General features: G+C 71.9%; 25 protein-coding genes. 14 read left to right on the top strand and 11 right to left on the bottom strand.

From position 1 onward, the window contains the following. Positions 1–44: 44 nt before the first annotated feature. Complete coding sequence (locus ACGFNN_RS10010) at positions 45–554, bottom strand: MarR family winged helix-turn-helix transcriptional regulator (protein ID WP_393554488.1); 510 nt, start codon at positions 552–554, stop codon at positions 45–47. Between the two features lie 31 nt (positions 555–585). Continuing rightward, on the bottom strand, positions 586–1,896 hold the full coding sequence (locus ACGFNN_RS10015) for an MFS transporter (RefSeq protein ID WP_393554490.1): 1,311 nt from the start codon (positions 1,894–1,896) through the stop codon (positions 586–588). Positions 1,897–1,964: 68 nt separating this feature from the next. Between ACGFNN_RS10015 and ACGFNN_RS10020 the strand changes: the two genes are divergently transcribed. After that, entirely contained in the window at positions 1,965–2,951 is a 987-nt protein-coding gene (locus ACGFNN_RS10020) for a DUF5937 family protein (protein WP_393554492.1), read from the top strand. Positions 2,952–2,958: 7 nt separating this feature from the next. Here the strand turns inward: ACGFNN_RS10020 and ACGFNN_RS10025 are convergent, their stop codons facing one another. The 3 genes from ACGFNN_RS10025 to ACGFNN_RS10035 form a co-directional block, all read right to left on the bottom strand. Continuing rightward, positions 2,959–4,356, bottom strand: a complete 1,398-nt coding sequence (locus ACGFNN_RS10025; RefSeq protein ID WP_393554494.1) for a glycosyl transferase — start codon at positions 4,354–4,356, stop codon at positions 2,959–2,961. 162 nt (positions 4,357–4,518) lie between these two features. After that, a complete protein-coding gene (locus ACGFNN_RS10030) occupies positions 4,519–4,812 on the bottom strand; it encodes an MTH1187 family thiamine-binding protein (protein ID WP_014048385.1) in 294 nt (97 codons plus the stop codon). Then, entirely contained in the window at positions 4,809–5,159 is a 351-nt protein-coding gene (locus ACGFNN_RS10035) for a DUF3817 domain-containing protein (RefSeq protein ID WP_362665368.1), read from the bottom strand. The genes ACGFNN_RS10030 and ACGFNN_RS10035 overlap by 4 nt, the downstream gene beginning before the upstream one ends. 210 nt (positions 5,160–5,369) lie before the next feature. Between ACGFNN_RS10035 and ACGFNN_RS10040 the strand changes: the two genes are divergently transcribed. The 4 genes from ACGFNN_RS10040 (at position 5,370) to ACGFNN_RS10055 (ending at position 7,997) form a co-directional block, all read left to right on the top strand. Next, positions 5,370–6,002 carry an AIM24 family protein gene (locus ACGFNN_RS10040; protein WP_365527363.1) on the top strand — a complete coding sequence of 211 codons (633 nt, stop codon included), beginning with the start codon at positions 5,370–5,372 and terminating at the stop codon, positions 6,000–6,002. After that, on the top strand, positions 6,002–6,652 hold the full coding sequence (locus ACGFNN_RS10045; protein ID WP_393554497.1) for an AIM24 family protein: 651 nt from the start codon (positions 6,002–6,004) through the stop codon (positions 6,650–6,652). Before ACGFNN_RS10040 ends, ACGFNN_RS10045 begins: the two co-directional genes overlap by 1 nt. Further along, positions 6,649–7,425, top strand: coding sequence for an AIM24 family protein (locus ACGFNN_RS10050; RefSeq protein ID WP_362665372.1), 777 nt, complete (start codon positions 6,649–6,651; stop codon positions 7,423–7,425). Before ACGFNN_RS10045 ends, ACGFNN_RS10050 begins: the two co-directional genes overlap by 4 nt. Positions 7,426–7,520: 95 nt before the next feature. After that, positions 7,521–7,997: a MarR family transcriptional regulator gene (locus ACGFNN_RS10055; protein WP_362542193.1), complete on the top strand. Its 477-nt coding sequence runs from the start codon at positions 7,521–7,523 to the stop codon at positions 7,995–7,997. A gap of 21 nt (positions 7,998–8,018) precedes the next feature. Here the strand turns inward: ACGFNN_RS10055 and ACGFNN_RS10060 are convergent, their stop codons facing one another. After that, positions 8,019–9,467, bottom strand: a complete 1,449-nt coding sequence (locus tag ACGFNN_RS10060) for an ATP-binding protein (RefSeq protein WP_393554499.1) — start codon at positions 9,465–9,467, stop codon at positions 8,019–8,021. Continuing rightward, positions 9,464–10,123 (bottom strand): response regulator transcription factor, encoded by a 660-nt coding sequence (locus ACGFNN_RS10065; protein ID WP_393554501.1) that lies wholly within the window; start codon positions 10,121–10,123, stop codon positions 9,464–9,466. Before ACGFNN_RS10065 ends, ACGFNN_RS10060 begins: the two co-directional genes overlap by 4 nt. 118 nt (positions 10,124–10,241) lie before the next feature. On the opposite strand from ACGFNN_RS10065, the gene ACGFNN_RS10070 reads away from it, so the two are divergent. Then, positions 10,242–10,847: a PepSY domain-containing protein gene (locus ACGFNN_RS10070; protein WP_393554503.1), complete on the top strand. Its 606-nt coding sequence runs from the start codon at positions 10,242–10,244 to the stop codon at positions 10,845–10,847. Positions 10,848–10,913: 66 nt separating this feature from the next. On the opposite strand, the gene meaB is transcribed toward ACGFNN_RS10070, so the two are convergent. Together meaB and ACGFNN_RS10080 are read right to left on the bottom strand one after the other, a co-directional pair. Beyond that, positions 10,914–11,876 (bottom strand): methylmalonyl Co-A mutase-associated GTPase MeaB, encoded by a 963-nt coding sequence (gene meaB / locus ACGFNN_RS10075; protein ID WP_393554505.1) that lies wholly within the window; start codon positions 11,874–11,876, stop codon positions 10,914–10,916. 30 nt (positions 11,877–11,906) lie between these two features. Further along, complete coding sequence (locus tag ACGFNN_RS10080) at positions 11,907–13,109, bottom strand: acetyl-CoA C-acetyltransferase (protein ID WP_393554507.1); 1,203 nt, start codon at positions 13,107–13,109, stop codon at positions 11,907–11,909. Between the two features lie 135 nt (positions 13,110–13,244). Between ACGFNN_RS10080 and mce the strand changes: the two genes are divergently transcribed. From mce to ACGFNN_RS10115, 7 genes are all read left to right on the top strand, one after another. Next, positions 13,245–13,673, top strand: a complete 429-nt coding sequence (mce, locus tag ACGFNN_RS10085; RefSeq protein WP_362665388.1) for a methylmalonyl-CoA epimerase — start codon at positions 13,245–13,247, stop codon at positions 13,671–13,673. A 203-nt stretch (positions 13,674–13,876) separates the two neighbouring features. Continuing rightward, positions 13,877–17,602, top strand: coding sequence for a polarized growth protein Scy (gene scy / locus ACGFNN_RS10090; protein ID WP_393554509.1), 3,726 nt, complete (start codon positions 13,877–13,879; stop codon positions 17,600–17,602). A gap of 175 nt (positions 17,603–17,777) precedes the next feature. Continuing rightward, positions 17,778–18,716, top strand: coding sequence for a cellulose-binding protein (locus ACGFNN_RS10095; RefSeq protein ID WP_362542222.1), 939 nt, complete (start codon positions 17,778–17,780; stop codon positions 18,714–18,716). Between the two features lie 89 nt (positions 18,717–18,805). Continuing rightward, entirely contained in the window at positions 18,806–19,819 is a 1,014-nt protein-coding gene (locus tag ACGFNN_RS10100) for an ATP-binding cassette domain-containing protein (protein WP_393554512.1), read from the top strand. Between the two features lie 5 nt (positions 19,820–19,824). Then, on the top strand, positions 19,825–20,604 hold the full coding sequence (locus ACGFNN_RS10105) for an ABC transporter permease subunit (protein ID WP_362542228.1): 780 nt from the start codon (positions 19,825–19,827) through the stop codon (positions 20,602–20,604). A gap of 136 nt (positions 20,605–20,740) precedes the next feature. Next, positions 20,741–21,859, top strand: coding sequence for an ABC transporter ATP-binding protein (locus ACGFNN_RS10110; RefSeq protein ID WP_393554513.1), 1,119 nt, complete (start codon positions 20,741–20,743; stop codon positions 21,857–21,859). Then, positions 21,856–22,734: an ABC transporter permease subunit gene (locus ACGFNN_RS10115; protein WP_393554515.1), complete on the top strand. Its 879-nt coding sequence runs from the start codon at positions 21,856–21,858 to the stop codon at positions 22,732–22,734. Before ACGFNN_RS10110 ends, ACGFNN_RS10115 begins: the two co-directional genes overlap by 4 nt. A 10-nt stretch (positions 22,735–22,744) precedes the next feature. Here the strand turns inward: ACGFNN_RS10115 and ACGFNN_RS10120 are convergent, their stop codons facing one another. Further along, complete coding sequence (locus ACGFNN_RS10120; RefSeq protein ID WP_362542237.1) at positions 22,745–23,074, bottom strand: ATP/GTP-binding protein; 330 nt, start codon at positions 23,072–23,074, stop codon at positions 22,745–22,747. A 214-nt stretch (positions 23,075–23,288) separates the two neighbouring features. Between ACGFNN_RS10120 and ACGFNN_RS10125 the strand changes: the two genes are divergently transcribed. Further along, the gene (locus ACGFNN_RS10125; protein ID WP_393554517.1) at positions 23,289–24,320 is read left to right on the top strand and encodes an LLM class flavin-dependent oxidoreductase; all 1,032 of its coding nucleotides are present in this window, start codon (positions 23,289–23,291) and stop codon (positions 24,318–24,320) included. Positions 24,321–24,412: 92 nt separating this feature from the next. On the opposite strand, the gene ACGFNN_RS10130 is transcribed toward ACGFNN_RS10125, so the two are convergent. Beyond that, entirely contained in the window at positions 24,413–24,805 is a 393-nt protein-coding gene (locus ACGFNN_RS10130; RefSeq protein WP_362542243.1) for an SCO5389 family protein, read from the bottom strand. Positions 24,806–24,866: the final 61 nt, after the last annotated feature.

Here is a 24,866-nt window from a genome sequence, read left to right on the forward strand (position 1 = left end):
CGGCCCTCGCTCCCCGCGCCCGGGCGGCCCGGAGGGAACGCCCGCTACTTCTCCTCGAAGTCCTGGGCCGCCACCCTCAGCGGCCGCAGCATGGCGAAGATCTCCGCGCACTCGTCGTCGTCGTAGGCGCCGAGCCCGAAGTCCATCGCCATCAGGTCCTGGCTGGCCGCCTCGACGACCTCACGGCCCTTGTCCGTGATCGAGGCCAGCGTGCCGCGCCCGTCGTTGGGGTTGGGGCGCTTGTCCACCAGCCCGGAGCGCACCAGCCGGTCGACCGTGTTGGTCACCGACGTGGGGTGGACCATCAGGCGCTCGCCGATCTTCGACATGGGCAGCTCGCCGGCCTGCGAGAAGGTGAGCAGGACGAGCGCCTCGTACCGGGCGAAGGTCAGTCCGTACGGTTTGACCACCGCGTCCACCTCCGCGAGCAGGATCTGCTGCGCGCGCATGATCGAGGTGATCGCGCCCATGGAGGGCACCGGCCCCCATCGCCGGTGCCAGAGTTCCTCGGCACGGGCGATGGGATCGAAGGGGAGGCTGAGCGGCTTCGGCACGCCACGACCTTACCCACTGGTCACATGGCGGTCAGCCCTGTCTCGCACTTCGGTACCGGACACGCGTTCTACGGACCTCGACGACGAGCGCGAGCGTGCAGGCCGTGCCGATCGCCCCTGAGTACGCCACCACCTGGTGCACCGGAAGGAATTCGGCCGCCAGTCCCGCGAGGGCCATGCCGAGCCCCTGGACCGTCATCAGGCCGGCGGTGAGAAGGGTCATGGCCCGCCCCCGGAGCTCTTCGGGGACCGCGTCGACGAACCACTGGTCCAGCCCGATGACGTACGCCGCCCCGGCCCCCGTGAGTACCAGGACCCCCAGGGACAGGGCCGTACCGGGGCGGAAGGCGTAGAACGCGAGGGGGACCAGGCCGAGGGCGGCGACCGGCAGGACGATCCGGGAGCGGGCCGCGGGGCCGAGAGCGGTGCCCACGTACAGCTCGGCGCCGATGTGGCCGACGGCCATCGCCCCCATCAGCAGCCCGACACCGGCGGGGCCGGCGCCGATCGCTTCGGCGTAGGGCGCCGCCAGGGCCTCCGGGGCCACCACGAAGAAGGCGGGCACCCAGAAGAGCAGGAGCAGCCCGCGGGTGCGCCGGTCACCGAGGACGGCACGGGCGCCCGCGAAGGACTCCTTCACCAGGGTGCCGCCGGCGCCGCCCCTGGCCGGCCTGTCCAAGGTGCCCAGGCGGAGCAGGACCGCGGAGCAGAGGAAGGTGAGCACCGTGATGGTGATCGCCGCACGGGGGGACAGCACGGTGAGCAGCGCGCCGCCCACGCCGAAACCGACGAGCAGGGCACTCTGCGAGACGAGCCGCAGCAGCGAGCGGCCCAGGACGAAGAGGTCGCCCTCCCCGAGCACGTCGGCGAGAGCGGCCGTACGGGTCCCGGTGAAGACGGGAGCAACCGCGGCCACCACGCAGCGCAGGGCGAGGAGCGCTCCGACCGGGGTGCCCGGGAGGACCATCACCGCCACACAGGCGGCGCAGATCAGGTCGCAGGTGACCAGGACCCGGCGTGCGGGGTAGCGGTCGGCGACCCCCGCGAAGAGCGTGCCGCCGACGACGTAGGGGAGGAAGCCCAGCGCGAAGGTGAGGGCCGAGAGCAGGGGCGAGGCGGTGAGGTCGTAGACGAGCACGGTGAGCGCGAGTTCGCTGACGACGACGCCGAGGAGGGAGAGCAGATGCGCGGCGAAGACCGCCCGGAACTCCCGTACGGCGAACACGGCGCGGTAGCCGCCCGGTCCGCCGTCCGTCCCGGGTCCGGGCGGGGCGGGAGGCTGCGTGGGCGGGGCGCCGGCGGGGTTCTCACGGGTCGCGCCCGTCGTGGTGTCCTGAGGCATGGGGGCAGCCTGGCGGGCGGTCCGGCCGGATCGTAGTCTTTCGGCTCACGCCGAATCCTGAGGGACCGATGCCGTTCCATCTGCACTTCGACGAGAGCGATCTGCTCCGCGTCCGCTTCGCGCTCTCACCGCTCTGGGAGACCCAGGAGGCGGTGCGCACCCTCAACCGCCCGGCCCGGCACGGCTACCACCTGCCCTGGCTCCGGCGGATCGGGCGGGACGCGGCGGGGCTGGACCTCACGCCGCTGTGGCTGCTGATGCCGGACGCCGGCTACAACCCGGACTTCGTCTGCCCGCCGCCGCTCGGCCCGCTCGCCACCTTCGCCGAGGAGATCGCGGGCGTACGCGCGACCGATCCGGCCACGGCCCGCGCTGACATCGAGCTGGCGCTCGCCGACACCCCCGGCGGGCTGCGGTCCGACGCCGGGCGCCGGATGCTGGCCGACCCCGGGCGCGCCGTCCAGGAGCTGGCGGACCTTCTCGAGCAGGCCTGGCACGTGATGGTCGAGCCGCACTGGCCCCGGCTGCGGGCTCTGCTGGAGGCGGATGTCGCCTTCCACTCCCGCCGCCTCGCCGAGGTCGGATTCGAGCGGCTGCTCGGCGACATCAGCCCCCAGCTGCGCTGGGCGGACTCGACGCTGACGGTGGCCGGCACCCGGGGGAACCACAGCCGCGTACTCGGCGGGCAGGGCCTGGTCCTGATGCCCAGCGTCTTCGCCTGGCCCGATGTGATCGGCGGGTACGAGGCCCCCTGGCAGCCCGCGGTGATCTACCCGGCGCGCGGCATCGGCGGACTGTGGACCGAGCCGGGCGACCGGACGCCGGACGCCCTCGCCCGGCTGCTGGGACGCTCCCGCGCCGACGTCCTGTGCGCCCTCGGTGAGCCGGCCGGGACGAGCACCCTGGCGCACCGCCTGTCGCTGGCCGTGTCCTCCGTCTCGGAGCACCTGTCGGTGCTGCGCGCGGCCGGCCTGCTCACCTCCCGGCGGTACGGCCACCAGGTGCTGTACGAGCGCACCCCGCTGGGTATCGCGCTGGCGGCGCAGGAGGCCTGAGCGAGGCTCAGTTGCCTCCGGCCGGGGTGGTCGCCGGCGCGGTCCTCTCCCTGGCGGGGAGGGCCGTGCCGGGCCGGCGCCGAGGGTCTGTCCGGTCGCGCAGCACGGCCGCGGTGTGCACGGCCGCCGGCACGAGTGCGGCGAGGACGGGAAGCACGGCCCACAGGCCCCTCCCGGTGTGGGTGCACGCGACCACGAGGCTCAGGCCCGCGAGCAGCCAGGTGACCACGGCGACGGGGCGGCGCAGGAGCGTGAGCGTGCAGGTGAGGAGCCGGCCGGGGGGCATCGTGAACAGCTCGTCCGCCCAACTCCGCAGGAGTGCCCCGTAAGCCTCTCCCGGCCGCCGTCCGGAGATGTCCGCGCGGGCGGCGGACGTGTCCCCGGTGGCCATGACGACCTCCTCCGGGATCCGGACGGAGTCCTGGTACCCGCCGGTGTCCGGATCGCGCAGCCGGTGCATCTCGAAACCCGTGGCCAGGTCACCGGCGGCGGAGTCCCGGAAGCCGCCGGCCCGGCGCAGCGCCTCGATGCGGACGGCGGTGGCGGCCCCGTCGAGGAGGGGGGTGCCGTAGCGGTTGCCCGCGCGCTGGACGAGCGCCCGCAGACGCCGTCCGCTCCCCGCGGCGCCGGTGAGCGCTGCTCCGCCGCCGCGTCCCGCCTCCGGTCCGACGACGAAGGCCACGGAGGGGTCGCGGAAGTGGCCCGTCATCCGTTCCAGCAGCTCGGGCAGGGGCACGTACCCGGGTGCGACGGACACGAGGACGTCGTGGTCGCCGCCGTGCTTGGCGAGCCAGGCGTTGAGGTTCCCGTGCCGGGTCCAGGCGCGGTGGGGTCCCGTCTCCGTGTTCCACTCGGGCACGCCGAGGCGGGTGAAGTGGTGCACGCCGAGCTCCGCGCAGAGCATCCTGGCCTCGGGGTCGTCCCCCTCGTCGAGCAGCCACACGTCCAGGGGCCCCGGGGGCCGCATGCGTACGGCGCCCTCCAGGGTGGCCCGCACCCCGGAGAGGGCCTCCGCGCCGGGCACGTACGTGACGAGGAAGGCGGCCCGGGTGCCGGTCAGGGGGGCCGCCGGGACCGGATCGCCCGCCACCAGGGCGGCATGGACGACGGCCGCCGCGTGCACCAGCAGGACGAGTTCGGCCGGACAGGCGACGAGGAGCGAGGCGGAATCGGCGACGACCGGCCAGGCGCCCTGCCCGGTCCACCGGGTGGGCCACAGCAGGTGGATCAGCAGCGCTCCGGCGAGGGGCGGGGCGAGGGCCGCGAGGAGAGCGGCTCCTATTCGGTGTGCCGGCACGCGCATCCCGCCGCGGGGCTCCGCCCGGTACTCCGCCGTGGCCGGCTGCCGCGCGAGCGGTCCCGCGAGACGGCAGCGGCTGTCGTGGTCCTGTCCCTCCGACGGCATCACGCCTCCCATGGTCGGACATGCCGGTATCCCCACAGAAAAAGGGAGGAACCGTCACATGTCGACCCGACAGGTCCAAGTGAGGGGATTTCGTGACCCGAACGGAAAGAGCCCCCGGGGGCCGGGGGCTCTTCGTGCGCGTGGGGCGTGTGCGACGACGCGTCAGTCCGCGAGGTACCTCTCCACGGTCTCGACCTTCGAGGTGAGACCGTCGGTGACGCCCGGCCGGATGTCGGCCTTCAGCACCAGGGAGACACGGCCCGCGCGCGCCTCCACCGCGGCGACTGCGCGCTTGACGACGTCCATGACCTCGTCCCATTCCCCCTCGACGGAGGTGAACATCGCGTCGGTGCGGTTGGGCAGGCCCGACTCACGGACGACCCGGACGGCGTCGGCGACGTACTCACCGACGTCCTCGCCGACGCCCAGCGGACTGACGGAGAAGGCGACGATCACGCGTTCACCGTGCCCTCGGCGCGGGCGCGGGCGGCGATGACACCGTCGGCCTCGTACTTCTTCAGCAGCTTCTCGCCGTAGAGACCGCCGAACGGCACGACGGCGAGGAGGAAGAACAGGGCGACACGCTTGAGGGGCCACTTGGCCTTGACCCAGACGTCCACGAGGAAGATCACGTAGATCGTGAAGAGAAGGCCGTGCAGCGCGCCCAGGGGCGGCATGAGGAAGTCGATGTCCGAGACCCGCATGAGCAGCGAGCCGAAGATGAGCAGCGCCGGGAAGGACAGCGCCTCGGGAAGCGAGATGAGGCGCAGCCGGTGCAGGGCGGAAGCGGTCTTGATGTCCACGAGGGCACCTTCGGTGGGAGGGGCGTGTCGGCTTGTGAACGCGGGCACAAGCCTTCCCATTGTGGCATCGTCCGCGACCCGCGACGGCGGGGGGTCCGGGCCCGGCCCCCGGGGAACGTACCGGTGCATTTCAGGGGCATATCAGGGACGGAACGGGACGACGGGCCCTGGTCGGCCGTACCCCTGTGCCGATACCTTCGCTCCGTGGCGATGTTCCGACTCCAAGGCAGCAAGACGCTCGCCGTCGACCTGACGGGCGATGCCGTGAAAGCGAAGAACGGCTCGATGGTCGCGTACGACGGCCGGATGGCGTTCAAGAAGTTGTCCGGCGGCGGTGACGGTCTCCGCGGCATGGTGACCCGGAGGCTGACCGGCGAGCAGATGGTGATGATGGAGGTGAACGGCCAGGGCACCTGCTACTTCGCCGACCGCGCGAGCGAGATCAACCTCGTCTCGCTGCGCGGCGAGACGCTCTACGTCGAGGCCAGCAACCTGCTGGCCACCGACGCGGGTCTGCGCACCGGCACCACCTTCACGGGCCTGCGCGGCGGTGCGACGGGCAACGGGCTGTTCACCACGACCGTCGAGGGGACCGGACAGGCGGCGATCATGTCGGACGGTTCGGCCGTCGTCCTGCGGGTGACGCCCCAGTACCCCCTGAACGTCGACCCCGGTGCCTACATCGCCCACCAGGGCAGGCTCCAGCAGCACTTCCAGTCCGGGGTGAACTTCAGGACGCTGATGGGCGAGGGCTCCGGGGAGTCCTTCCAGATCCGCTTCGAGGGCGACGGCCTCGTGTACGTCCAGCCCAGCGAGCGGAACACCGTCGGGGGTGACGTCTGATGCCGTTCCGTGAGATCAACTCGAAGATGGTCGAGGCCCTGGTGAGCCCCGGACTGAAGATGTACAGCCAGCGGGGAGCGATGATCGCGTACCGGGGCGAGGTCTCCTTCACCCCGAACATCCAGGGCGGCCAGGGCGGTCTCGCGTCGATGATCGGCCGGCGCGTGGCGAACGAGGCCACCCCCCTGATGACGGTCGAGGGCAGCGGCACGGTGATGTTCGGCCACGGAGGGCACCACATCCAGGTGATCAACCTGGCGGGCGACACCCTCTACGTCGAGGCCGACCGGCTGCTCGCCTTCGACGGGACGCTCCAGCAGGGCACCATGTTCATGGGCTCGCAGGGCGGGGTGATGGGCATGGTGCGCGGCCAGGTCACCGGACAGGGCCTGTTCACGACGACGCTCAAGGGGCACGGCGCTGTCGCCGTCATGGCGCACGGCGGTGTGATCGAGCTCCCGATCACCCCGGGACGGCCGGTCCACGTGGACCCGCAGGCGTACGTCGCGCACCACGGGGACGTGACCAACAAGCTGTCCACCGCGCTCGGCTGGCGCGACATGGTGGGGCGGGGTTCCGGCGAGGCCTTCCAGTTGGAGCTCGACGGCAACGGTGCGGTGTACGTCCAGGCGTCGGAGGAGAAGCTGTGAGCACCCCGGTGGTTTTCGACCCGATGACGCTGCCGGTGGACGACAACGTCAACGCGTACACCTTCTGCGTGGAGCTCAAGGGGAGCCGGTGGTTCCTGCAGAAGGGCAAGATGATCGCCTACTACGGGCAGATCGACTTCAGCGGCATCGGGCACGGCCGTTTCGAGGGCCTGATCCGTACGAGCTTCCACTCCCCGCTGCACGCGAGCGACTGGGTGGTGGCCGAGGGCAGCGGGAAGATGCTCCTCGCGGACCGGGCCTTCGACGTGAACTCCTTCGACCTGGAGGACGGGAACCTCACGATCCGGTCCGGCAACCTGCTGGCGTACCAGCCGACACTGGCCCTGAAGCAGTCGATCGTGCCGGGGTTCCTGACCCTGATCGGGACGGGGAAGTTCGTCGCCGCGTCCAACGGGCCGGTGGTCTTCATGGAGCCGCCGCTGCGGGTGGACCCGCAGGCCCTGGTGGGGTGGGCGGACTGCCCGTCGCCCTGCCACCACTACGACCACGGCTACATGACCGGGGTGATGGGCGGACTCCGCTCGCTCACCGGGATCGGCGGCACCTCGGGCGAGGAGCACCAGTTCGAGTTCGTCGGCGCGGGTACGGTACTGCTGCAGTCGACCGAGGTGCTGATGCCAGAGCAGGCGACCGGCGCGGTCCCGCACCAGCCGGGCGTCCCCGGCGGCGGGCCGGGACCCGGCGGTCAACATGGCTCCACCCCCCGCATGCCTGGTCAGCTGGGGGACCTCCAGCGTCGCTTCGGGCTGTGAACGGTAGTCTGCGGAGTGTGACGCCGGGCGAACGCGTGCGCGGTGTCACACCCCACACTTCGTCCGGCTTTCAACTTCTTAGGTAGAATCCATACATGGAGACCGAGACGGCCACTCGCTGGCTGACCGACGCGGAGCAGTGCGCCTGGCGCACCCACCTCGACGTCAGCAGGCTGCTGACGCATCAGCTGGAGAAGGACCTCCAGCCGTTCGGCCTGACCATGAACGACTACGAGATCCTGGTCAATCTCTCGGAGTCGGAGGACCAGCGGATGCGGATGAGTGATCTCGCCGCCGCCACCCTCCAGTCGAAGAGCAGGCTCTCGCACCAGATCACCCGCATGGAGAACGCCGGCCTGGTGCGGCGCCAGCACTGCGAGTCCGACCGGCGCGGCCTGTTCGCGGTGCTCACGGACCTCGGCGGCGAGACGATGCGGAAGGTCGCGCCCCACCACGTCGAGTCGGTCCGCAGGCACTTCGTGGACCTTCTGTCGCCCGAGGAACTCGCCGCCCTGCACGCGTCGCTGACCCCGATCGCCGATCACCTGCGCGGGCGCCGCGGCAAGCCGTAGCCCCCGGCGGCAGCCTGCCGGTCACCGCACGGGCCCGGGAGCGGCCGGGAGCCGCAGGGTGAACCGTGCGCCGCCGCCCGCCGCCGTGCCCGCCGCGAGCGTACCCCCGTGCCGGACGGCCACGTCACGGGCGATGGCCAGGCCGAGCCCGGCGCCGCCGTCGTCCCGGGCGCGGGCGTCGTCCAGTCGCACGAAGCGTTCGAAGATCCGGTCCCGCTCGGCCTCGGGCACGCCCGTGCCGTCGTCGGTGACCTCGACGATCACGGCCTGCCGCTCGGCCCGGACCGACAACGCCACCGAACGCTCCGCGTGGCGCTCCGCGTTGTCCAGCAGGTTGCCGATCACCCGCGCCAGCTGCTGCCGCGAACCGGCGACTTCGAACGGCCCCGGATCCGCCACGGACACCTGCGGCGGAATGCGGTCCGCCACACGCTGGGAGACCTCCTCACGGACCAGCGCCCCCAGATCCACCGCCGTGCGCCCAGGTCGCTCCCCCGCGTCCAGCCGCGCGAGCAGCAGCAGATCGGCCGCGAGCGCCTGCAGACGTACGGTGTCCTCGACCGCCCCCGGCACGTCCAGCAGCTCCGGATGAGCCGCGCCCACCTCCAACTGCGTACGGAGCGAGGCGATCGGGCTGCGCAGCTCGTGCGAGGCGTCGGCCACGAAGCGCCGCTGCCGGCCGACCGACTCCTCCAGGACGGCCAGGGTCTCGTTGGTCGTACGGGCCAGCCGCGCGATCTCGTCACGCGATTCCGGCTCGGGCACCCGCCTCGCGAGGTCCTCGGAGGCGGTGATCGCGGCCAGCTCCCGCCGGATGCCCTCGACGGGCCGCAGCGCGCGCCGGGTCACCAGCCAGGTCACCCCCGCGACGACGAGCAGCATGACCGGGAGCCCGGTCAGCATGGAGGTGCGCACCGTGTTCACGGCCTCCTGCTCGGCCGCGAGCGGCGCACCCGCGTGGACGGTCAGGGTCACGCCCTGCCTGGTGGTCGCCTCGACGGCGGCGAACCGGTACTCCTGCGACTCGCCGTCGACGGTGGCGGTGCCGTTCACGAAGTCGGGTGTGTCGGTGGACACCTCCCCCCTGCCCGGGTCTTCCCCGTCCTCGTCCTGGTCGTCGTCATCGCCGTCGGGGGCCGGGGCGGGGACCTGCGCCGAGGGAGCCGGACGGTCCGCCGCAGTGCCCGTCCCTGAGATCTCCTCCAGGTCCTCGGACGCGGCGACCACGCGCCCCTCCTCGTCGGTCACCTGGACGGGGTGGCTGTCCGCGTCGTCCAGCTCCAGCTCCGCGTACGGGGTGCCCAGGGCCAGCTCCCCGGCGACCTCGCGGGCGGTCACCTCGGCCTCCAGGCCCGCCCGGTCCGTCAGGTTGCCGCGCAGGACCAGCAGGACGGCCAGGCCCGCGGCGGTCAGGGCGACTGCCACGACCAGGGTGGCCCCCAGGGCGGCCCTGGCGCGTACCGACCTCACAGTGCCTCCAGCCGGTAGCCGGCGCCCCGTACGGTGCGGATCGAAGCGGGGCCCAGTTTGCGACGCAGCGTGCTGATGTAGACCTCGACGATGTTCGGGTCCCCGTCGTACGCGAAGTCCCAGACGTGCTCCAGGATGTCGCCCTTGCTGACCACCTCGCCGGCTCTCGTCACCAGCTGTTCCAGGACGGCGAACTCCTTCGCGGTGAGCGCCACTTCCTCGTCGCCCCGGTGGACGCGCCGGGCGGCGGTGTCCATCCGCAGCGTGCCCGCGGTCAGCACCGGCGAGGCGGAGCCTCCGCGGCGGCGCAGCAGCGCCCGGATCCGGGCGACGAGCACGACGTACGAGAACGGCTTGGTCAGATAGTCGTCGGCGCCGGTGTCCAGGCCCTCCGCCTCGTCGTACTCACCGTCCTTGGCCGTCAGCATCAGGATCGGCGTCTCGTGTCCGGCCGCGCGCAGCGCGGCGCAGATCCGGTAGCCGTTCATCCCGGGCAGCATGATGTCGAGCACCACGAGGTCGTGGAGCCCCTGACCGGCCAGGTGCAGGCCCTCCAGGCCGTCGTGCACGACGTCGACGGCGAACCCCTCGGCGGTGAGCCCCTTCGCGAGGGACGTGGCGAGGCGCTTCTCGTCCTCCACGATCAACAGGCGCATGGGGACAGCTTCCCGCACCGGACCTGAAGAGACCTTCAGGCGGCTTCAGGCTGCGTTCAGGGTCATTCCCGCACCGTGATTCCCGTCGCAGACACATTTCACCGGAGAGGAACCCAGCATGAAGCGCAACATCGCCGTCGCCGCCCTCACCGCGGCCGTGCTCGTCGGCGGAGGCATCGCCACGACCGTCGCCTTCGCGGACTCCGACGGCAGCGGGACGGACGGCCGTCCGGTATCGGCGGACCGGGCCGCGGGGGGATCCGAGACCGCGAAGAGCGGGCGGGCAGACCTCGACAGCGCCGTGGGCGCCGCGCTGAAGGCCGTCCCCGGGACGGTCACCGAGGCCGAGCTGGACGATGACGACGAGGGCTCGCGCACCGTCTGGGAGCTCGACGTCCACGGCTCGGACAAGGTCTGGCACGACGTGAGGGTGGACGCGGAGAAGGGCACGGTGCTCTCCGACCGCGAGGACGACAACGACGACCGCGACCGGCACGCGCCGCGCTCGGCGGCCGTGTCCCTGGACGCCGCGGTGAAGGCGGCGCTCGGCACGCAGCCCGGCACGGTGACGTCGGTGGACCTGGACGACGACGATGACGACGACCGCGGCAGGGGCCGCGCGCCGCACTGGGACGTCGACGTCATCGGCAAGGGCGGCCAGGAACACGAGCTCCGCGTCGACGCCACGACCGCCGAGGTCACGGTGGACCGCGACGACGACTGATCCGCGCCGCCACATGACGGTGGCGCGACACGCCCACCGGGGCGGCCCGCACGCCGCCCCGGGAGCTCAGTTCGACCCGGTGAGTCCCGCCACCAGCTCGTCCGCCGCCGCGTACGGGTCGAGCTCTCCGGCCACGATCCGTTCGGCGAGCGCGTCCAGCCGGCGGTCGCCGTGCAGATCGGCGATCCGTTCGCGGAGCGCCGTTACGGCGATCGTCTCGACCTCGCGGGCCGCGCGCGCGGTGCGCCGCTCCGCGAGGACACCGTGCTCCTCCATCCACGCCCGGTGCTTCTCGAGCGCCTCGACGACCTCGTCGATGCCCTCGCCCCGGGCGGCGACCGTCTTCACGATCGGCGGGCGCCAGTCACCGGGCCCCCGCGACTCCCCGAGACCCAGCATGTGGTTGAGCTCCCTGGCGGTGGCGTCCGCGCCGTCCCGGTCCGCCTTGTTGACGACGTACACGTCGCCGATCTCCAGGATTCCGGCCTTCGCGGCCTGGATCCCGTCCCCCATGCCCGGTGCGAGGAGGACGACGGAGGTGTCGGCCTGGGAGGCGATCTCCACCTCCGACTGGCCCACCCCCACCGTCTCCACGAGGATCACGTCGCACCCCGCCGCGTCCAGCACCCGGATCGCCTGGGGCGCGGACCAGGCCAGCCCGCCCAGGTGGCCGCGCGTGGCCATCGAGCGGATGTAGACCCCCGGGTCGGAGGCGTGTTCCGACATCCGGACCCGGTCCCCGAGCAACGCGCCGCCGGAGAACGGCGAGGACGGGTCGACGGCCAGGACCCCGACCCGTTTTCCGGCCTTCCGGTAGGCGGAGACCAGCGCCGAGGTGGAGGTGGACTTGCCGACACCCGGCGATCCGGTCAGGCCGACGACGTAGGCCCGGCCCGCCAGCGGAGCCAGGGCGGCCATCACCGCGCGCAGCTGCGGCGACGCCCCCTCCACCAGGGAGATGAGCCGGGCCACCGCACGCGGCCTGCCCTCACGCGCCTGCTCGACCAGGGTGGGGACGTCCACCTTCACGCTCGGCCTCCTGCTCGCTCGTAGGGAGTACTACTTGCCCGGTACGCGGATGATCAACGCGTCGCCCTGGCCGCCGCCGCCGCAGAGCGCCGCCGCTCCGGTGCCGCCGCCGCGCCGCTTGAGCTCCAGCGCGAGGTGCAGCACCACACGGGCGCCGGACATCCCGATGGGGTGACCGAGCGCGATCGCGCCACCGTTCACGTTCACCTTGTCGGAGGTGACGCCGAGGTCCTTCATCGACTGGACCGCGACGGCGGCGAACGCCTCGTTGATCTCGATCAGGTCGAGGTCCTCGACGCCGATGCCCTCCTTCTTCAGGGCGTGCCGGATGGCGTTGGAGGGCTGCGACTGGAGCGAGTTGTCCGGTCCGGCCACGTTGCCGTGGGCGCCGATCTCGGCGATCCAGTCCAGGCCCAGCTCCTCGGCCTTGGCCTTGCTCATGACGACGACGGCCGCGGCACCGTCCGAGATCTGCGAGGAGGTGCCCGCGGTGATCGTGCCGTCCTTGGTGAACGCCGGGCGCAGCTTTCCGAGGGACTCGACGGTCGTCTCGGCGCGGATGCCCTCGTCCTTGGAGAAGAGGACCGGGTCGCCCTTGCGCTGCGGGATCTCCACCGGGGTGATCTCGGCCTCGAAGACGCCGTTCTTCTGGGCCGCCGCCGCCCGCTGGTGGGACAGGGCGCCGATCTCGTCCTGGGCCGCGCGGTCCAGGCCGAGGCGGGTGTTGTGCTTCTCGGTGGACTCGCCCATCGGGATGTTCTCGTAGGCGTCCGTCAGACCGTCGTACGCCATCGAGTCGAGCATCTCGACCGCGCCGTACTTGTAGCCCTCACGGGACTTCGGGAGCAGGTGCGGGGCATTGGTCATGGACTCCTGGCCGCCGGCCACCACGACGTCGAACTCTCCGGCCCGGATCAGCTGGTCGGCCAGCGCGATCGCGTCGAGGCCCGAGAGGCACACCTTGTTGACGGTGAGCGCGGGGACGTTCAGCGGGATTCCCGCCTTGACCGCGGCCTGGCGTGCCGGGATCTGCCCTGCCCCGGCCTGCAGCACCTGTCCCATGATCACATACTCGACCTGGTCGCCGCCGATGCCGGCCCGGTCCAGCGCGGCCTTGATGGCGACGCCTCCGAGGTCGGCCCCGGAGAAGCTCTTCAGCGAGCCGAGGAGCCGGCCCATGGGCGTGCGCGCGCCCGCGACGATCACTGAGGTGGTTCCGGTCGTTCCAGACATGAGGCACAGCCCCTTGGGATCGGTTGTGAACGAGGGTTTACCCGAATGTACTGAGCGGTACGGCGCCCGTCATCCGCCTGTCGGTGTGATCGCGCGCACGTTGCGTAACCATCACCGGGGCGCTGCACTGGTTCCATGCTGACGCGAATCGACCACATCGGAATTGCCTGCTTCGACCTCGACAGGACGGTGGAGTTCTACCGCGCGACGTACGGCTTCGAGGTGCACCACTCCGAGATCAACGAGGAGCAGGGTGTGCGCGAGGCCATGCTGAAGATCAACGAGACCTCCGACGGCGGGGCCTCCTACCTCCAGTTGCTGGAGCCGACCCGTGAGGACTCGGCCGTCGGCAAGTGGCTGGCGAAGAACGGTGAGGGCGTGCACCACATCGCCTTCGGGACCGCCGACGTCGACGCCGACTCCTCGGACATCCGCGGAAAGGGCGTACGGGTGCTGTACGACGAGCCCCGGACGGGGTCGATGGGCTCCCGCATCACCTTCCTCCACCCCAAGGACTGCCACGGCGTACTGACCGAACTGGTCACCTCGGCGACGGAGCACTGACCCGACCGATACCCGGCCCGGTAGAGTGGGCGGTTCCGGGCCGGGGCCGGGTCGGGGCCGTGCCACGTCCTCGCCGTTGATCTGTCACCATTCCCCGGGGGGACCGTTCGCCGCCGAGCGGTGCTCGTTCGGAGTTTGCGACCAGGGTTGGGGTCTCCCCGCTCGAACAGAGTTGAGAGCTCGGGGAAGGATGGGACCGCGCAGTGCGGGGCTACGAGAGCCAGCAGAGCCACCGGGCTGACGACGACCATCTCTCGCGGTTCGAAGCCGAGATGGACCGGCTGAAGACCGACCGGGAGAAGGCCGTCCAGCACGCCGAGGACCTCGGTTACCAGGTCGAGGTCTTGCGCGCCAAGCTGCACGAGGCGAGGCGCAGTCTGGCGATCCGTCCGGCGCACGACGGTGCGGACATCGGCTACCAGGCCGAACAGATGCTCCGCAACGCGCAGATCCAGGCCGACCAGCTGCGCAACGACGCCGAGCGCGAGCTGCGTGAGGCGAGGGCGCAGACCCAGCGGATCCTTCAGGAGCACGCGGAGCACCAGGCCCGTCTGCAGGCCGAGTTGCACGCCGAGGCCGTGCAGCGGCGCCAGCGGCTCGACCAGGAGCTGGCGGAGCGCCGTCAGACCGTCGAGTCCCACGTCAACGAGAACGTCGCCTGGGCCGAGCAGCTGCGTGCCAGGACCGAGTCCCAGGCGCGCCGGCTCCTGGACGAGTCGCGGGCGGAGTCCGAGCAGTCGCTGGCCACCGCGCGGGCCGAAGCGGCGCGGCTGGCGGACGAGACCCGGCGCCGGGTCAGCTCCGAGGCGGAGTCGGCCCGCGCCGAGGCCGAGGCCACGCTGCTGCGGGCGCGCAGGGACGCCGAGCGGCTGCTCGACGCCGCGTCCACCCAGGCGCAGGAGGCCACCAGCCACGCCGAGCAGCTGCGCTCCACGGCCACGGCCGAGACCGATCAGACCCGGCAGCAGACCGCGGAGCTGAACCGCGCCGCCGAGCAGCGCATGCAGGAGGCCGAGACCCGGCTGCGCGAGGCCCGGCTGGAGGCGGAGAAGGTCCTCGCCGAGGCCAAGGAGGCCGCGGTCAAGCGGCTGGCCGGCGCCGAGTCGCAGAACGAGCAGCGCACCCGTACGGCGAAGTCCGAGATCGCACGGCTGGTCGGCGAGGCCACCAAGCAGGCGGAGACCCTCAAGGAAGAGGCCGAGCAGGCCCTGGTGGACGCCCGGGCCGAGGCCGAGCGGGTCGTCGCCGAGGCAGCGGAGAAGGCCCGTACCCTCGCCGCGGAGGACGCCGCCGCCCAGCTCGCCAAGGCGGCGCGCAGCGCGGAGGAGGTCCTGACCAAGGCCTCCGAGGACGCCAGGTCGACGACCAGGGCAGCGGGCGAGGAGGCCGACCGGATCCGCCGTGAGGCGGAGGCGGAGGCCGACCGGCTGCGTGGCGAGGCCGCGGAGCAGGCGGACCAGCTCAAGGGCGCCGCCAAGGACGACACCAAGGAGTACCGGGCCAAGACGGTCGAGCTGCAGGAGGAGGCCCGCCGGCTCCGCGGCGAGGCCGAACAGCTGCGCTCCGAGGCCGTGGCCGAGGGCGAGCGGATCCGCGGCGAGGCTCGCCGCGAGGCGGTCCAGCAGCTCGAGGAGGGTGCCCGCACCGCGGAGGAGCTCCTCACCAAGGCCAAGGCCGACTCCGAGGAGCTGCGCGCCTCCGCCGGCACCGAGAGCGAGCGGGTCAAGGCCGAGGCCGCCGAGCGCGCCGCCACGCTGCGCAAGCAGGCCGAGGAGGCCCTCGAACGGGCCCGCGCCGAGGCCGAGCAGCTGCGCGCCGAGGCCGAGGAGCAGGCCGCCGCGCTGACCGCCGCCGCTGAGACCGCGGCCGAGGAGCTGCGCGAGGAGACCGAGCGCGGCGTCGAGGCGCGCAAGGCGGAGGCGGCCGAGGAGCTGTCCCGGCTGCACACCGAGGCGGAGTCACGGGTCACCGCCGCCGAGGAGGCGCTCGGCGAGGCCCGCACGGAGGCGGAGCGCGTCCGCCGCGAGACCGGCGAGGAGTCCGAGCGGCTCCGCGCGGAGGCCGCCGAGCGGGTACGGACGCTGCAGGAGCAGGCCGCCACGGAGGCGGAGGCGGTACGTACCGAGGCCGCGTCCGACGCCGCGCGGTCCCGCGCGGAGGGCGAGGCCGTCGCCGTACGCCTGCGCTCCGAGGCGGCGGCCGAGGCCGAACGCCTGAAGAACGAGGCCCAGGAGAGCGCGGACCGGGTGCGCTCCGAGGCCGCGGCCGCCGCCGAGCGGGTCGGCGCCGAGGCCGCGGAGGCCCTGGCCGCGGCCCAGGAGGAGGCCAACCGCCGCCGCCGCGCCGCCGAGGAGGCCCTCGGCTCCGCGCGCGCCGAGGCGGAGCAGGAGCGCGAGCGGGCCCGCGAGCAGAGCGAGGAGCTGCTGGCCTCGGCCCGCAAGCGGGTCGAGGAGGCGCAGGCCGAGGCCCAGCGTCTGGTCGAGGAGGCGGAGAGCCGGGCGGCCGAGCTGGTCTCGGCGGCCGAGCAGACCGCCCAGCAGGTGCGGGACTCCGTGGCCGGGTTGCAGGAGCAGGCCGAGGAGGAGATCTCCGGTCTGCGGTCCGCCGCCGAGCACTCGGCGGAACGCACGCGGACCGAGGCGCAGGAGGAGGCGGACCGGGTCCGTTCCGACGCCTACGCCGAGCGCGAGCGTGCCACGGAGGACGCCAACCGCGTGCGGCAGGTCGCGCACGAGGAGTCGGAGGCCGCGAAGACCCTGGCGGAGCGGACGGTCTCCGAGGCGATCACGGAGTCGGAGAAGCTGCGCTCGGACGCCTCCGAGTACAGCCAGCGGATCCGTACGGAGGCTTCCGACGCCAAGACGTCGGCGGAGCAGGACGCCTCGCGCGCCCGGGGCGAGGCCCGCGAGGACGCCAACCGGATCCGCACGGAGGCGGCGGCGCAGGCGGACCGGCTCATGGCCGAGGCCACGGGCGAGAGCGAGCGGCTCCGGGCGGAGGCGGCCGAGCAGGCCGAGCGCACCGTCGGCGAGGCGGCCGACGAGGCCGAACGGCTCCGCGCGGAGGCCGCGCGGACCGTCGGCTCCGCCGAGGAGCACGCCGACCGCACCCGTGAGGAGGCGGACCGGCTGCTGGACGAGGCGCGTGAGGCGGCCGCGAAGCGGCGTACGGACGCCGCCGAGCAGGCCGACCAGCTCGTCGCGAAGGCTCAGGAGGAGGCGCTGCGTGCCGCCACCGAGGCCGAGGAGCAGGCCGACCGGATGGTGGGCGCCGCACGCAACGAGGCGGTCCGCATCACCTCGGACGCCACGGTCGAGGGCAACTCCCTCGTGGAGCGGGCGCGTACGGACGCGGACGAGCTGCTCGTCGGCGCCCGGCGCGACGCCACCGCCACCCGGGAGCGTGCCGAGGAGCTCAGGGCGCGGATCGAGGCCGAGATCGAGGATCTCCACGAGCGGGCCCGGCGTGAGACCTCCGAGCAGATGAAGACGGCGGGCGAGCGCGTCGACAAGCTGATGAAGGCGGCGACGGAGCAGCGGGCCGAGGCCGAGGCGAAGGCGAAGGAGCTGCTGGCCGACGCCAATTCGGAGGCGAGCAAGGTCCGTATCGCCGCGGTGAAGCGCGCCGAGTCCCTCCTGAAGGAGGCGGAGACCAAGAAGGCCGAGCTGACCCGCGCCGCGGAGAAGCTCCGCGCGGACGCCGAGGCCGAGGCGAGCCAGATGGTGGACGAGGGAAGGCGGGAGCTGGATCTGCTCGTCCGCAGGCGTGAGGACATCAATACCGAGATCTCCCGTGTCCAGGACGTCCTCGAGGCGTTGGAATCTTTCGAGGCTCCGGGTGGATCGGGCAAGGCGTCGGGCGGTGCCGGGGGCGTCAAGGCCGGTGCGTCGGCAGGCACGCGGCCGGGCGGCAAGGCGTCGGACGGGTAGCGGTCCAGGGACTTAGCCGTGAACATTCAAGCCTTCGGGTCGCAAGCGCTCCGAGGGTCAGCCACTCAAAAGGGGTGTCATTCTCCATACCAAAGCGGCATCTTCACTTTGACACGCCGCCCAGGCCCCTAGGATTCCCTCTAACACCTCACCGGTCTCATTCGACAGGAACCCCATGAGCGACCCTTCCTCCCCCTTCGGCTTCGAGCTCGTGCGACGTGGATACGACCGCGGTCAGGTGGACGACCGCATTACGAAGCTCGTCGCCGACCGTGACAGTGCTCTCGCCCGCATCACCTCTCTGGAAAAGCGCATCGAGGAGCTCCACCTCGAAACGCAGAACGCCCAGGCCCAGGTCAACGACGCCGAGCCGTCGTACGCCGGTCTCGGCGCCCGCGTCGAGAAGATCCTCCGCCTCGCCGAGGAGGAGGCGAAGGACCTGCGCGAGGAGGCACGCCGCGCCGCCGAGCAGCACCGCGAGCTGGCCGAGTCGGCCGCCCAGCAGGTGCGCAACGACGCGGAGACCTTCGCCGCCGAGCGCAAGGCGAAGGCCGAGGACGAGGGCGTCCGCATCGTCGAGAAGGCCAAGGGCGAGGCGAGCACACTGCGCTCCGACGCCCAGAAGGACGCCCAGCAGAAGCGCGAGGAGGCGGACGCCCTCTTCGAGGAGACCCGCGCGAAGGCCGCTCAGGCCGCCGCGGACTTCGAGACCAACCTCGCCAAGCGCCGTGAGCAGTCCGAGCGCGACCTCGCGTCCCGCCAGGCGAAGGCCGAGAAGCGCCTCGCGGAGATCGAGCACCGCGCCGAGCAGCTGCGCCTGGAGGCGGAGAAGCTCCGTACGGACGCCGAGCGCCGGGCCCGCCAGACGGTGGAGACCGCTCAGCGGCAGGCCGAGGACATCGTGGCGGACGCAAACGCCAAGGCCGACCGCATCCGCAGCGAATCGGAGCGCGAGCTGGCGGCGCTCACCAACCGCCGCGACTCGATCAACGCCCAGCTGACCAACGTCCGGGAGATGCTCGCGACGCTGACGGGCGCCGCTGTCGCGGCCGCCGGATCCCCCGTCGAGGACGAGTCCGCCACCCGCGGGGTCCCCGCCCAGCAGACCCGCTGACCGAGGGCACGTACATCAGCTGTACCCCTTGCGCGCCCGGTTCCGCCCTTGTGGTGGCGCCGGGCGCGCGGCCGTTCTAGCGTGAACGCATGATCGAGCTCGACGGTCTCACCAAACGCTTCGGCAACAAGGTTGCCGTCGACCATCTCTCATGCCGGGTCAGACCCGGCATGGTGACGGGGTTCCTCGGCCCGAACGGCGCCGGCAAGTCCACCACCATGCGCATGATGCTCGATCTCGACAACCCGACGAGCGGGACGGTACGCATCGACGGCCGTCACTACCGTGAGCTCCAGGAGCCGCTCAAGCACATCGGGGCACTGCTCGACGCGAAGTCGATGCACGGTGGCCGCAGCGCCTACAACAACCTCCTCTGTCTCGCCCAGAGCAACCGCATCCCGACGAGCCGTGTCTCCCAGGTGCTCGACACGGTGGGCCTGAGCGCGGTGGCGAAGAAGAAGTCCAAGGGCTTCTCGCTCGGCATGGGGCAGCGGCTGGGGATCGCGGCGGCGCTGCTCGGCGATCCGGAGATCCTGATGTTCGACGAGCCCGTGAACGGGCTGGACCCGGAGGGCATCCACTGGATCCGGAACCTGATGAAGACCCTCGCCGCGGAGGGCCGGACCATCTTCGTCTCCAGCCACCTCATGAGCGAGATGGCGCTGACCGCCGACCATCTGATCGTCATCGGGCAGGGCAAGCTGCTCGCCGACACCTCGATGGCCGACTTCATCCATGAGAACTCCCGCAGTTTCGTGCGGATGCGCTCCCCCGAGCAGGAACGCCTGCGCGATCTGCTGCACGCGGAGGGCGTCGTGGCGGTCGAGTCGGGCAACGGCACGCTGGAGATCGACGGCGAGGAACCGGAGAGGCTGGGCGAGCTGGCCGGCCGGCACGGCATCGTCCTGCACGAGCTGAGCGCCCAGCGGGCCTCCCTGGAGGAGGCCTTCATGCAGATGACCGCGGGCTCCGTGGAGTACCACGCGCACTCCGAGCGGGACGGCGGGGCACCTCCTCCACAGGTGGGCCCGCACTGGGGCGACGGATGGGAGGGGCGCCGGCCGGCCGCCCCCGTGGCCGACGAACGCGCGAAGGAGGTGTGACCGCCATGGCAACGGTACCCGCGGTTCTCAATTCGGAGTGGACCAAGATCCGTACGGTCTCGTCGACCACCTGGACGCTGATCTCCGCGTTCCTCGTGACGGTGGCCATGGGCGCGGCGCTGAGCGCCCTGCTGAACAGCCAGTTCGACGATCTCTCGGCGGCGGAGCAGGCCACCTTCGACCCGACGTTCGTCAGCTTCTCCGGCATGGTCCTGGGCCAGCTCGCGATGGTCGTCTTCGGTGTCCTCGTGGTGGGCACGGAGTACAGCTCCGGCATGATCCGCACCTCGCTCGCCGCCGTGCCGCAGCGCGGGACGTTCCTCTTCAGCAAGATCGCGGTGGCCGGGGTCCTGGCCCTGCTGGTCGGTCTGGCCACCAGTTTCGTGACCTTCTTCCTGAGCCAGGCCATGCTCGGTGACCGCGGCACCGACCTCGGTGCCCAGAACGTGCTGCGCGCGGTCTTCGGCGGCGGGCTCTACATGGGGCTGATCGCGGTCTTCTCCATGGGCGTGGCCACGATGCTGCGCAGTTCGATGCTGTCGCTGGGCATCCTGATGCCGTTCTTCTTCCTCGTCTCGCAGATCCTCTCCGCGGTCCCCGGCGCCAAGAGCGTGGCCCGGTACTTCCCGGACCAGGCCGGTTCCAAGGTGATGCAGGTGGTTCCCGACGCCATGAACAGCGATCCCGCGCCGTACGGCCCCTGGGGCGGTCTCGGGATCATGGTGCTGTGGGTGCTCGCGGCCCTCGCAGGCGGCTACCTGGTCCTGAGGAAGCGGGACGCCTGACCTCCCGCCCGGTCCCGACGCACCGCTCTCGGGCTTGGCCGGAACCGTCGGGCGCTGGTTATCCTCCTAACTCTTACGGGGGCGTTCGGAGGGAAGCCCGGAGCCCCGACGACGGACAAGTCGATGGGGCTGGAGAATGATCGAGGCGGTCGGCCTGACCAAGCGCTACGGCGCCAAGACGGCCGTGTACAACCTTTCCTTCCAGGTGCGGCCGGGCGCCGTCACCGGCTTCCTCGGCCCCAACGGGTCGGGCAAGTCGACGACCATGCGGATGATGCTGGGCCTGGACCGCCCGACGTCCGGACATGTGACGATCGGCGGCCATGCCTTCCGCAGCCTCCCCAACGCTCCGCGGCAGGTGGGTGCCCTGCTCGACGCCAAGGCGGTGCACGGCGGGCGCAGCGCCCGCAACCACCTGCTGTCCCTGGCCCAGCTGGCCGGCATCCCCGCCGCCCGGGTGGACGAGGTGCTCGACGTCGTGGGGCTCAGGGATGTCGCCAAGAAGCGCTCCAACGGCTTCTCGCTCGGCATGGGGCAGCGCCTGGGCATCGCGGCGGCGCTGCTCGGCGACCCTCAGGTGCTGCTCTTCGACGAGCCGGTCAACGGCCTGGACCCCGAGGGCATCCTCTGGGTCCGCAATCTGATGAAGCGCCTCGCGTCCGAGGGCCGTACCGTCTTCGTCTCCAGCCACCTGATGAGCGAGATGGCGCTGACCGCCGACCATCTGATCGTGATCGGCCGCGGGCAGTTGCTGTCCGACATGAGCGTCACCGACTTCATCTCCGCCAACTCCGCCGACTTCGCCCGGGTCCGGGTCGCGTCGGAGGCCGCGGAGCTGAGGGAGAAGCTGACCTCCTCGCTGACGGAGGCAGGCGGCCGCGTCATGCCCGAGGCCGACGGGGCGCTTCGGGTGACCGGTCTGCCGCTGCCCCGGATCAGCGATCTGGCGTACGCCTCGGACGTACGCCTGTGGGAGCTCTCACCGCACCGGGCGTCGCTCGAGGAGGCGTACATGCGAATGACGCAGGGCGCGGTGGACTACCGCTCCACCACGGACGCCAGGGCGGGTCTCCAGTTGCCGCCGCCCGGCTACGCCCCCCACGGGCCGGGCCCGGTGCCGCAGGCGCCGCCGGAGGTCCCGCAGCAGAGCTGGTACGCCCCGCCTCCCCCAGGACAGAATCCGTACGCCACCGCACCCGAGCCCGCCGCCCCCGCGGACGGCCAGGGGCACAGGACGAGCGAGGACCCCCGATGACGATGCCGGCGACTCCACCGTCTCCCCCGCAGGCCCCCCGGACGCCGTACGAGCAGCCGTGGCAGCACGGGGGCGGTCACGACGGCCTCTACGCCTCGCCCATCCCCGTGCGCACCCCCGGTCTCGGGGACGCGATCGCCTCCGAGTGGACCAAGATCCGCTCGGTGCGCTCCACCATGTGGACGCTGGGGGTGATGATCGTGCTGCTGCTCGGCATCGGGCTGCTCACCGCCTTCGCGGTGAGCGTGTCGGACGCCGCGCTGGAGGAGACCTCCGTACTCAGCCTCGGCTTCTTCGGGGTGCTGCTGGGTTCGATCTGTGTGATCACCCTCGGGGTGCTGACCATCGCGTCCGAGTACGGCACCGGAATGATCCGCACGACGCTGACGGCGTGCCCGAGCCGGTCCCGGATGCTGATCGCCAAGTCGGTGGTCTTCTTCCTGCTCGCCTTCGCCATCACCACGGTGACCACGGGGATCGTGGGGGTCCTGCAGACGGCGCTCCTGGACGGCGCCACACCCGACACGGGCCTCTGGGTGCGCTCGACGGTGGGTGTCGGCCTCTACGTGGCGACCCTCGGCCTGCTCTCGCTCGCGGTCGGCGCCCTCATCCGGCACTCCGCGGGCGCGATCACGATCATGATCGCGCTGGTGCTGCTCCCGCTGGTGCTGGCGATGTTCATGTTCTCGCCGACCCTCTCCGGTGTGCAGGAGGCGCTCTTCGAGTACTCGATCCCCAGCCAGCTGGGCGCGATGTACGACGCCTCGATGACCGCGTCGGGGCCGTCCGGCTGGGAGCCCCTGTGGATCATCCTCGGGGTGACCGCGGTGACGATGGCCGGCGCCTTCGTGGCGCTGGACCGGAGGGACGTCTGAGGCGCCCGGGTCAGTAGCGCGGGGCGTTCCTGGACCGCTGCACCCGGGTGGTGCGGCGGTCCTTCGCGTTCCAGCAGGCCTTGTGCCAGTGCCTGCGGTCGTCCACCCCGCCGTACTCGGACCAGGCGACGAGATGCGGGACGCCGGAGGGGATCTCCTGGTCGCAGCCGGGGCAACGGTAGCGTTTGCCGGCCGCGCTCGCGCCGCTCACCGGGCGCACGGACCACTCCTCGCCCTGCCAGCTCTCCGTCGCGCCTCCGGCGCCGTACCGCTCCCCCGCTCCGCTCGTGCTGCCGGTCGGACTCTCGCCGCCTCGGGGGCGGTTACGGCGCGGGGACACGGGACACCTCACGGAACGGTAACGGGCGGATCGTTCCGTCCAGCCTAGAGCCATCGGGCGCGGGCACGTGTCAGGAGTGGCGCGTGAGCGCCACCGGGGCGGGTGGGTTACCGGAAAATCGCAACAACTTCGCCCTGGACCGTGCCTTTGGCACGTGTCAGACGTTGTTGCCCGTGAGGGGGCAGCCGCGTCGGCCGCAAGGAGGCAGAAGGCGATGCGCGTAGGAACGTTCGTACTGGCAGCTCAGTTTCCGGGCCAGGGCCAGGGTGAGGCCCTGCACCGGGCCGTCCGCTCCGCGGAGGTCGCGGAGGAGTCCGGGCTCGACTCCGTCTGGCTGGCGGAGCATCACTTCGTGCCGTACGGGGTGTGCCCGTCCGCCACGACACTGGCCGCCCTGCTGCTCGGCCGCACCCGGAGAATCCGGGTGGGCACGGCGGTGACCGTGCTGCCGAGCCAGCATCCGGTGATGGTGGGCGAGCAGGCGGCCCTGCTGCACCTGACCAGCGGCGGGCGCTTCACCCTCGGGGTGGGGCGGGGCGGCCCCTGGGTCGATCTGGAGGTGTTCGGAAGCGGTCTGGAGGCGTACGAGAAGGGCTTCCCCGAGTCCTTGGACCTGCTGCTCGACTGGCTCGGCGAGCCCCGGGTGGCAGGCCGCGGGAAGCGCTTCGGCTTCCGGGAGGTGGCGGTCGTCCCGCGTGCCGACGAGATCCTCGGGGACGGCCCTCAGCGCCCCGAGGTGATCGTCGCGTGCACTTCGCCGAAAAGCGTGAAACTCGCCGCTGGAAAGGGTTTGCCGATGCTCCTCGGGATGCATTGCGGCGACGAGGAGAAGGCGGACATGGTCGCCCTGTGGCGATCGGCCGCCCGGGAGGCCGGTCAGCCGGCGGAGGTGGTCGAGCGGGTAGCACATGTGTCCGCAGGGGTGGCACAGATCGCCGACCGTCCCGCCGACGCCGTGGAGACGCTCGTGAAGGCGATGCCGGGGTGGCTGCGACAGGGGCTCGACGCCCATGTGACGGTCGACGGGCGGCACCGGGTGATGCGGGACCCCGTGGCGTACACGGAGTTCCTCTGCGGCCTGCACCCGGTGGGCTCGCCGCGGCTCGCGGCCGACCGGCTCGCGGCCACCGCGGAGCGCACGGGCATCACCCGGTTCGCCCTCATGGTGGAGGGGTCGGGCGATCTCGCGGCGACGGAGACGAATGTGCAGCGGCTGGGCACGGAAGTGCTGCCGTTGCTGGAGTGACCCGTTCACGTTGTTCGTCCTGGTGCGGTGGTGCGGGTGCTGCCGCCCCGGGCCAGTTGAACCTCCCGCGGCCCGGAGCGGCGGCAATGCGCTCAGCAGTCGCGGAGTTCGGGCGACTGGTTGAGCAACTGGCCCCTCACCGAGGTGAATCGGGCCAGTCGGTCGTCGGCCGAGGCGTCCAGGGGGAACACCGCGACCCGGTGGCAGTTCTGGAATGCCAGGCGCACTCCGAAGTGCCGCTGCAGTGCGCCGCGTATCGCATCACTCGCGAGTGCACGCAGCAGCTGACCACGTGCCTGCTCGTCCGGCGGGGGCGTCTGGTTGTCGGCGAACTCTCCGCCGTCGACCTTGAGCTGAGCCACCAGGGAGCTGATCATCTCCCATGCGAAGGGCAGGGAGGTCCGGACGCAGTCGACGAAGTCGGCTTCGTCGACCTCGCCTCGCTCGGCCTGTTCCAACAGGGCCGGTGAGACGTCGAGCGACATGGGTTCTCCTCTCGCGGCCCCGACGGATGGCCGGGGCCTTACGGGCGGGGCAGGACGGCGA

The sequence above is a fragment of the Streptomyces sp. NPDC048590 genome, assembly GCF_043199535.1.
Lineage (GTDB): Bacteria > Actinomycetota > Actinomycetes > Streptomycetales > Streptomycetaceae > Streptomyces.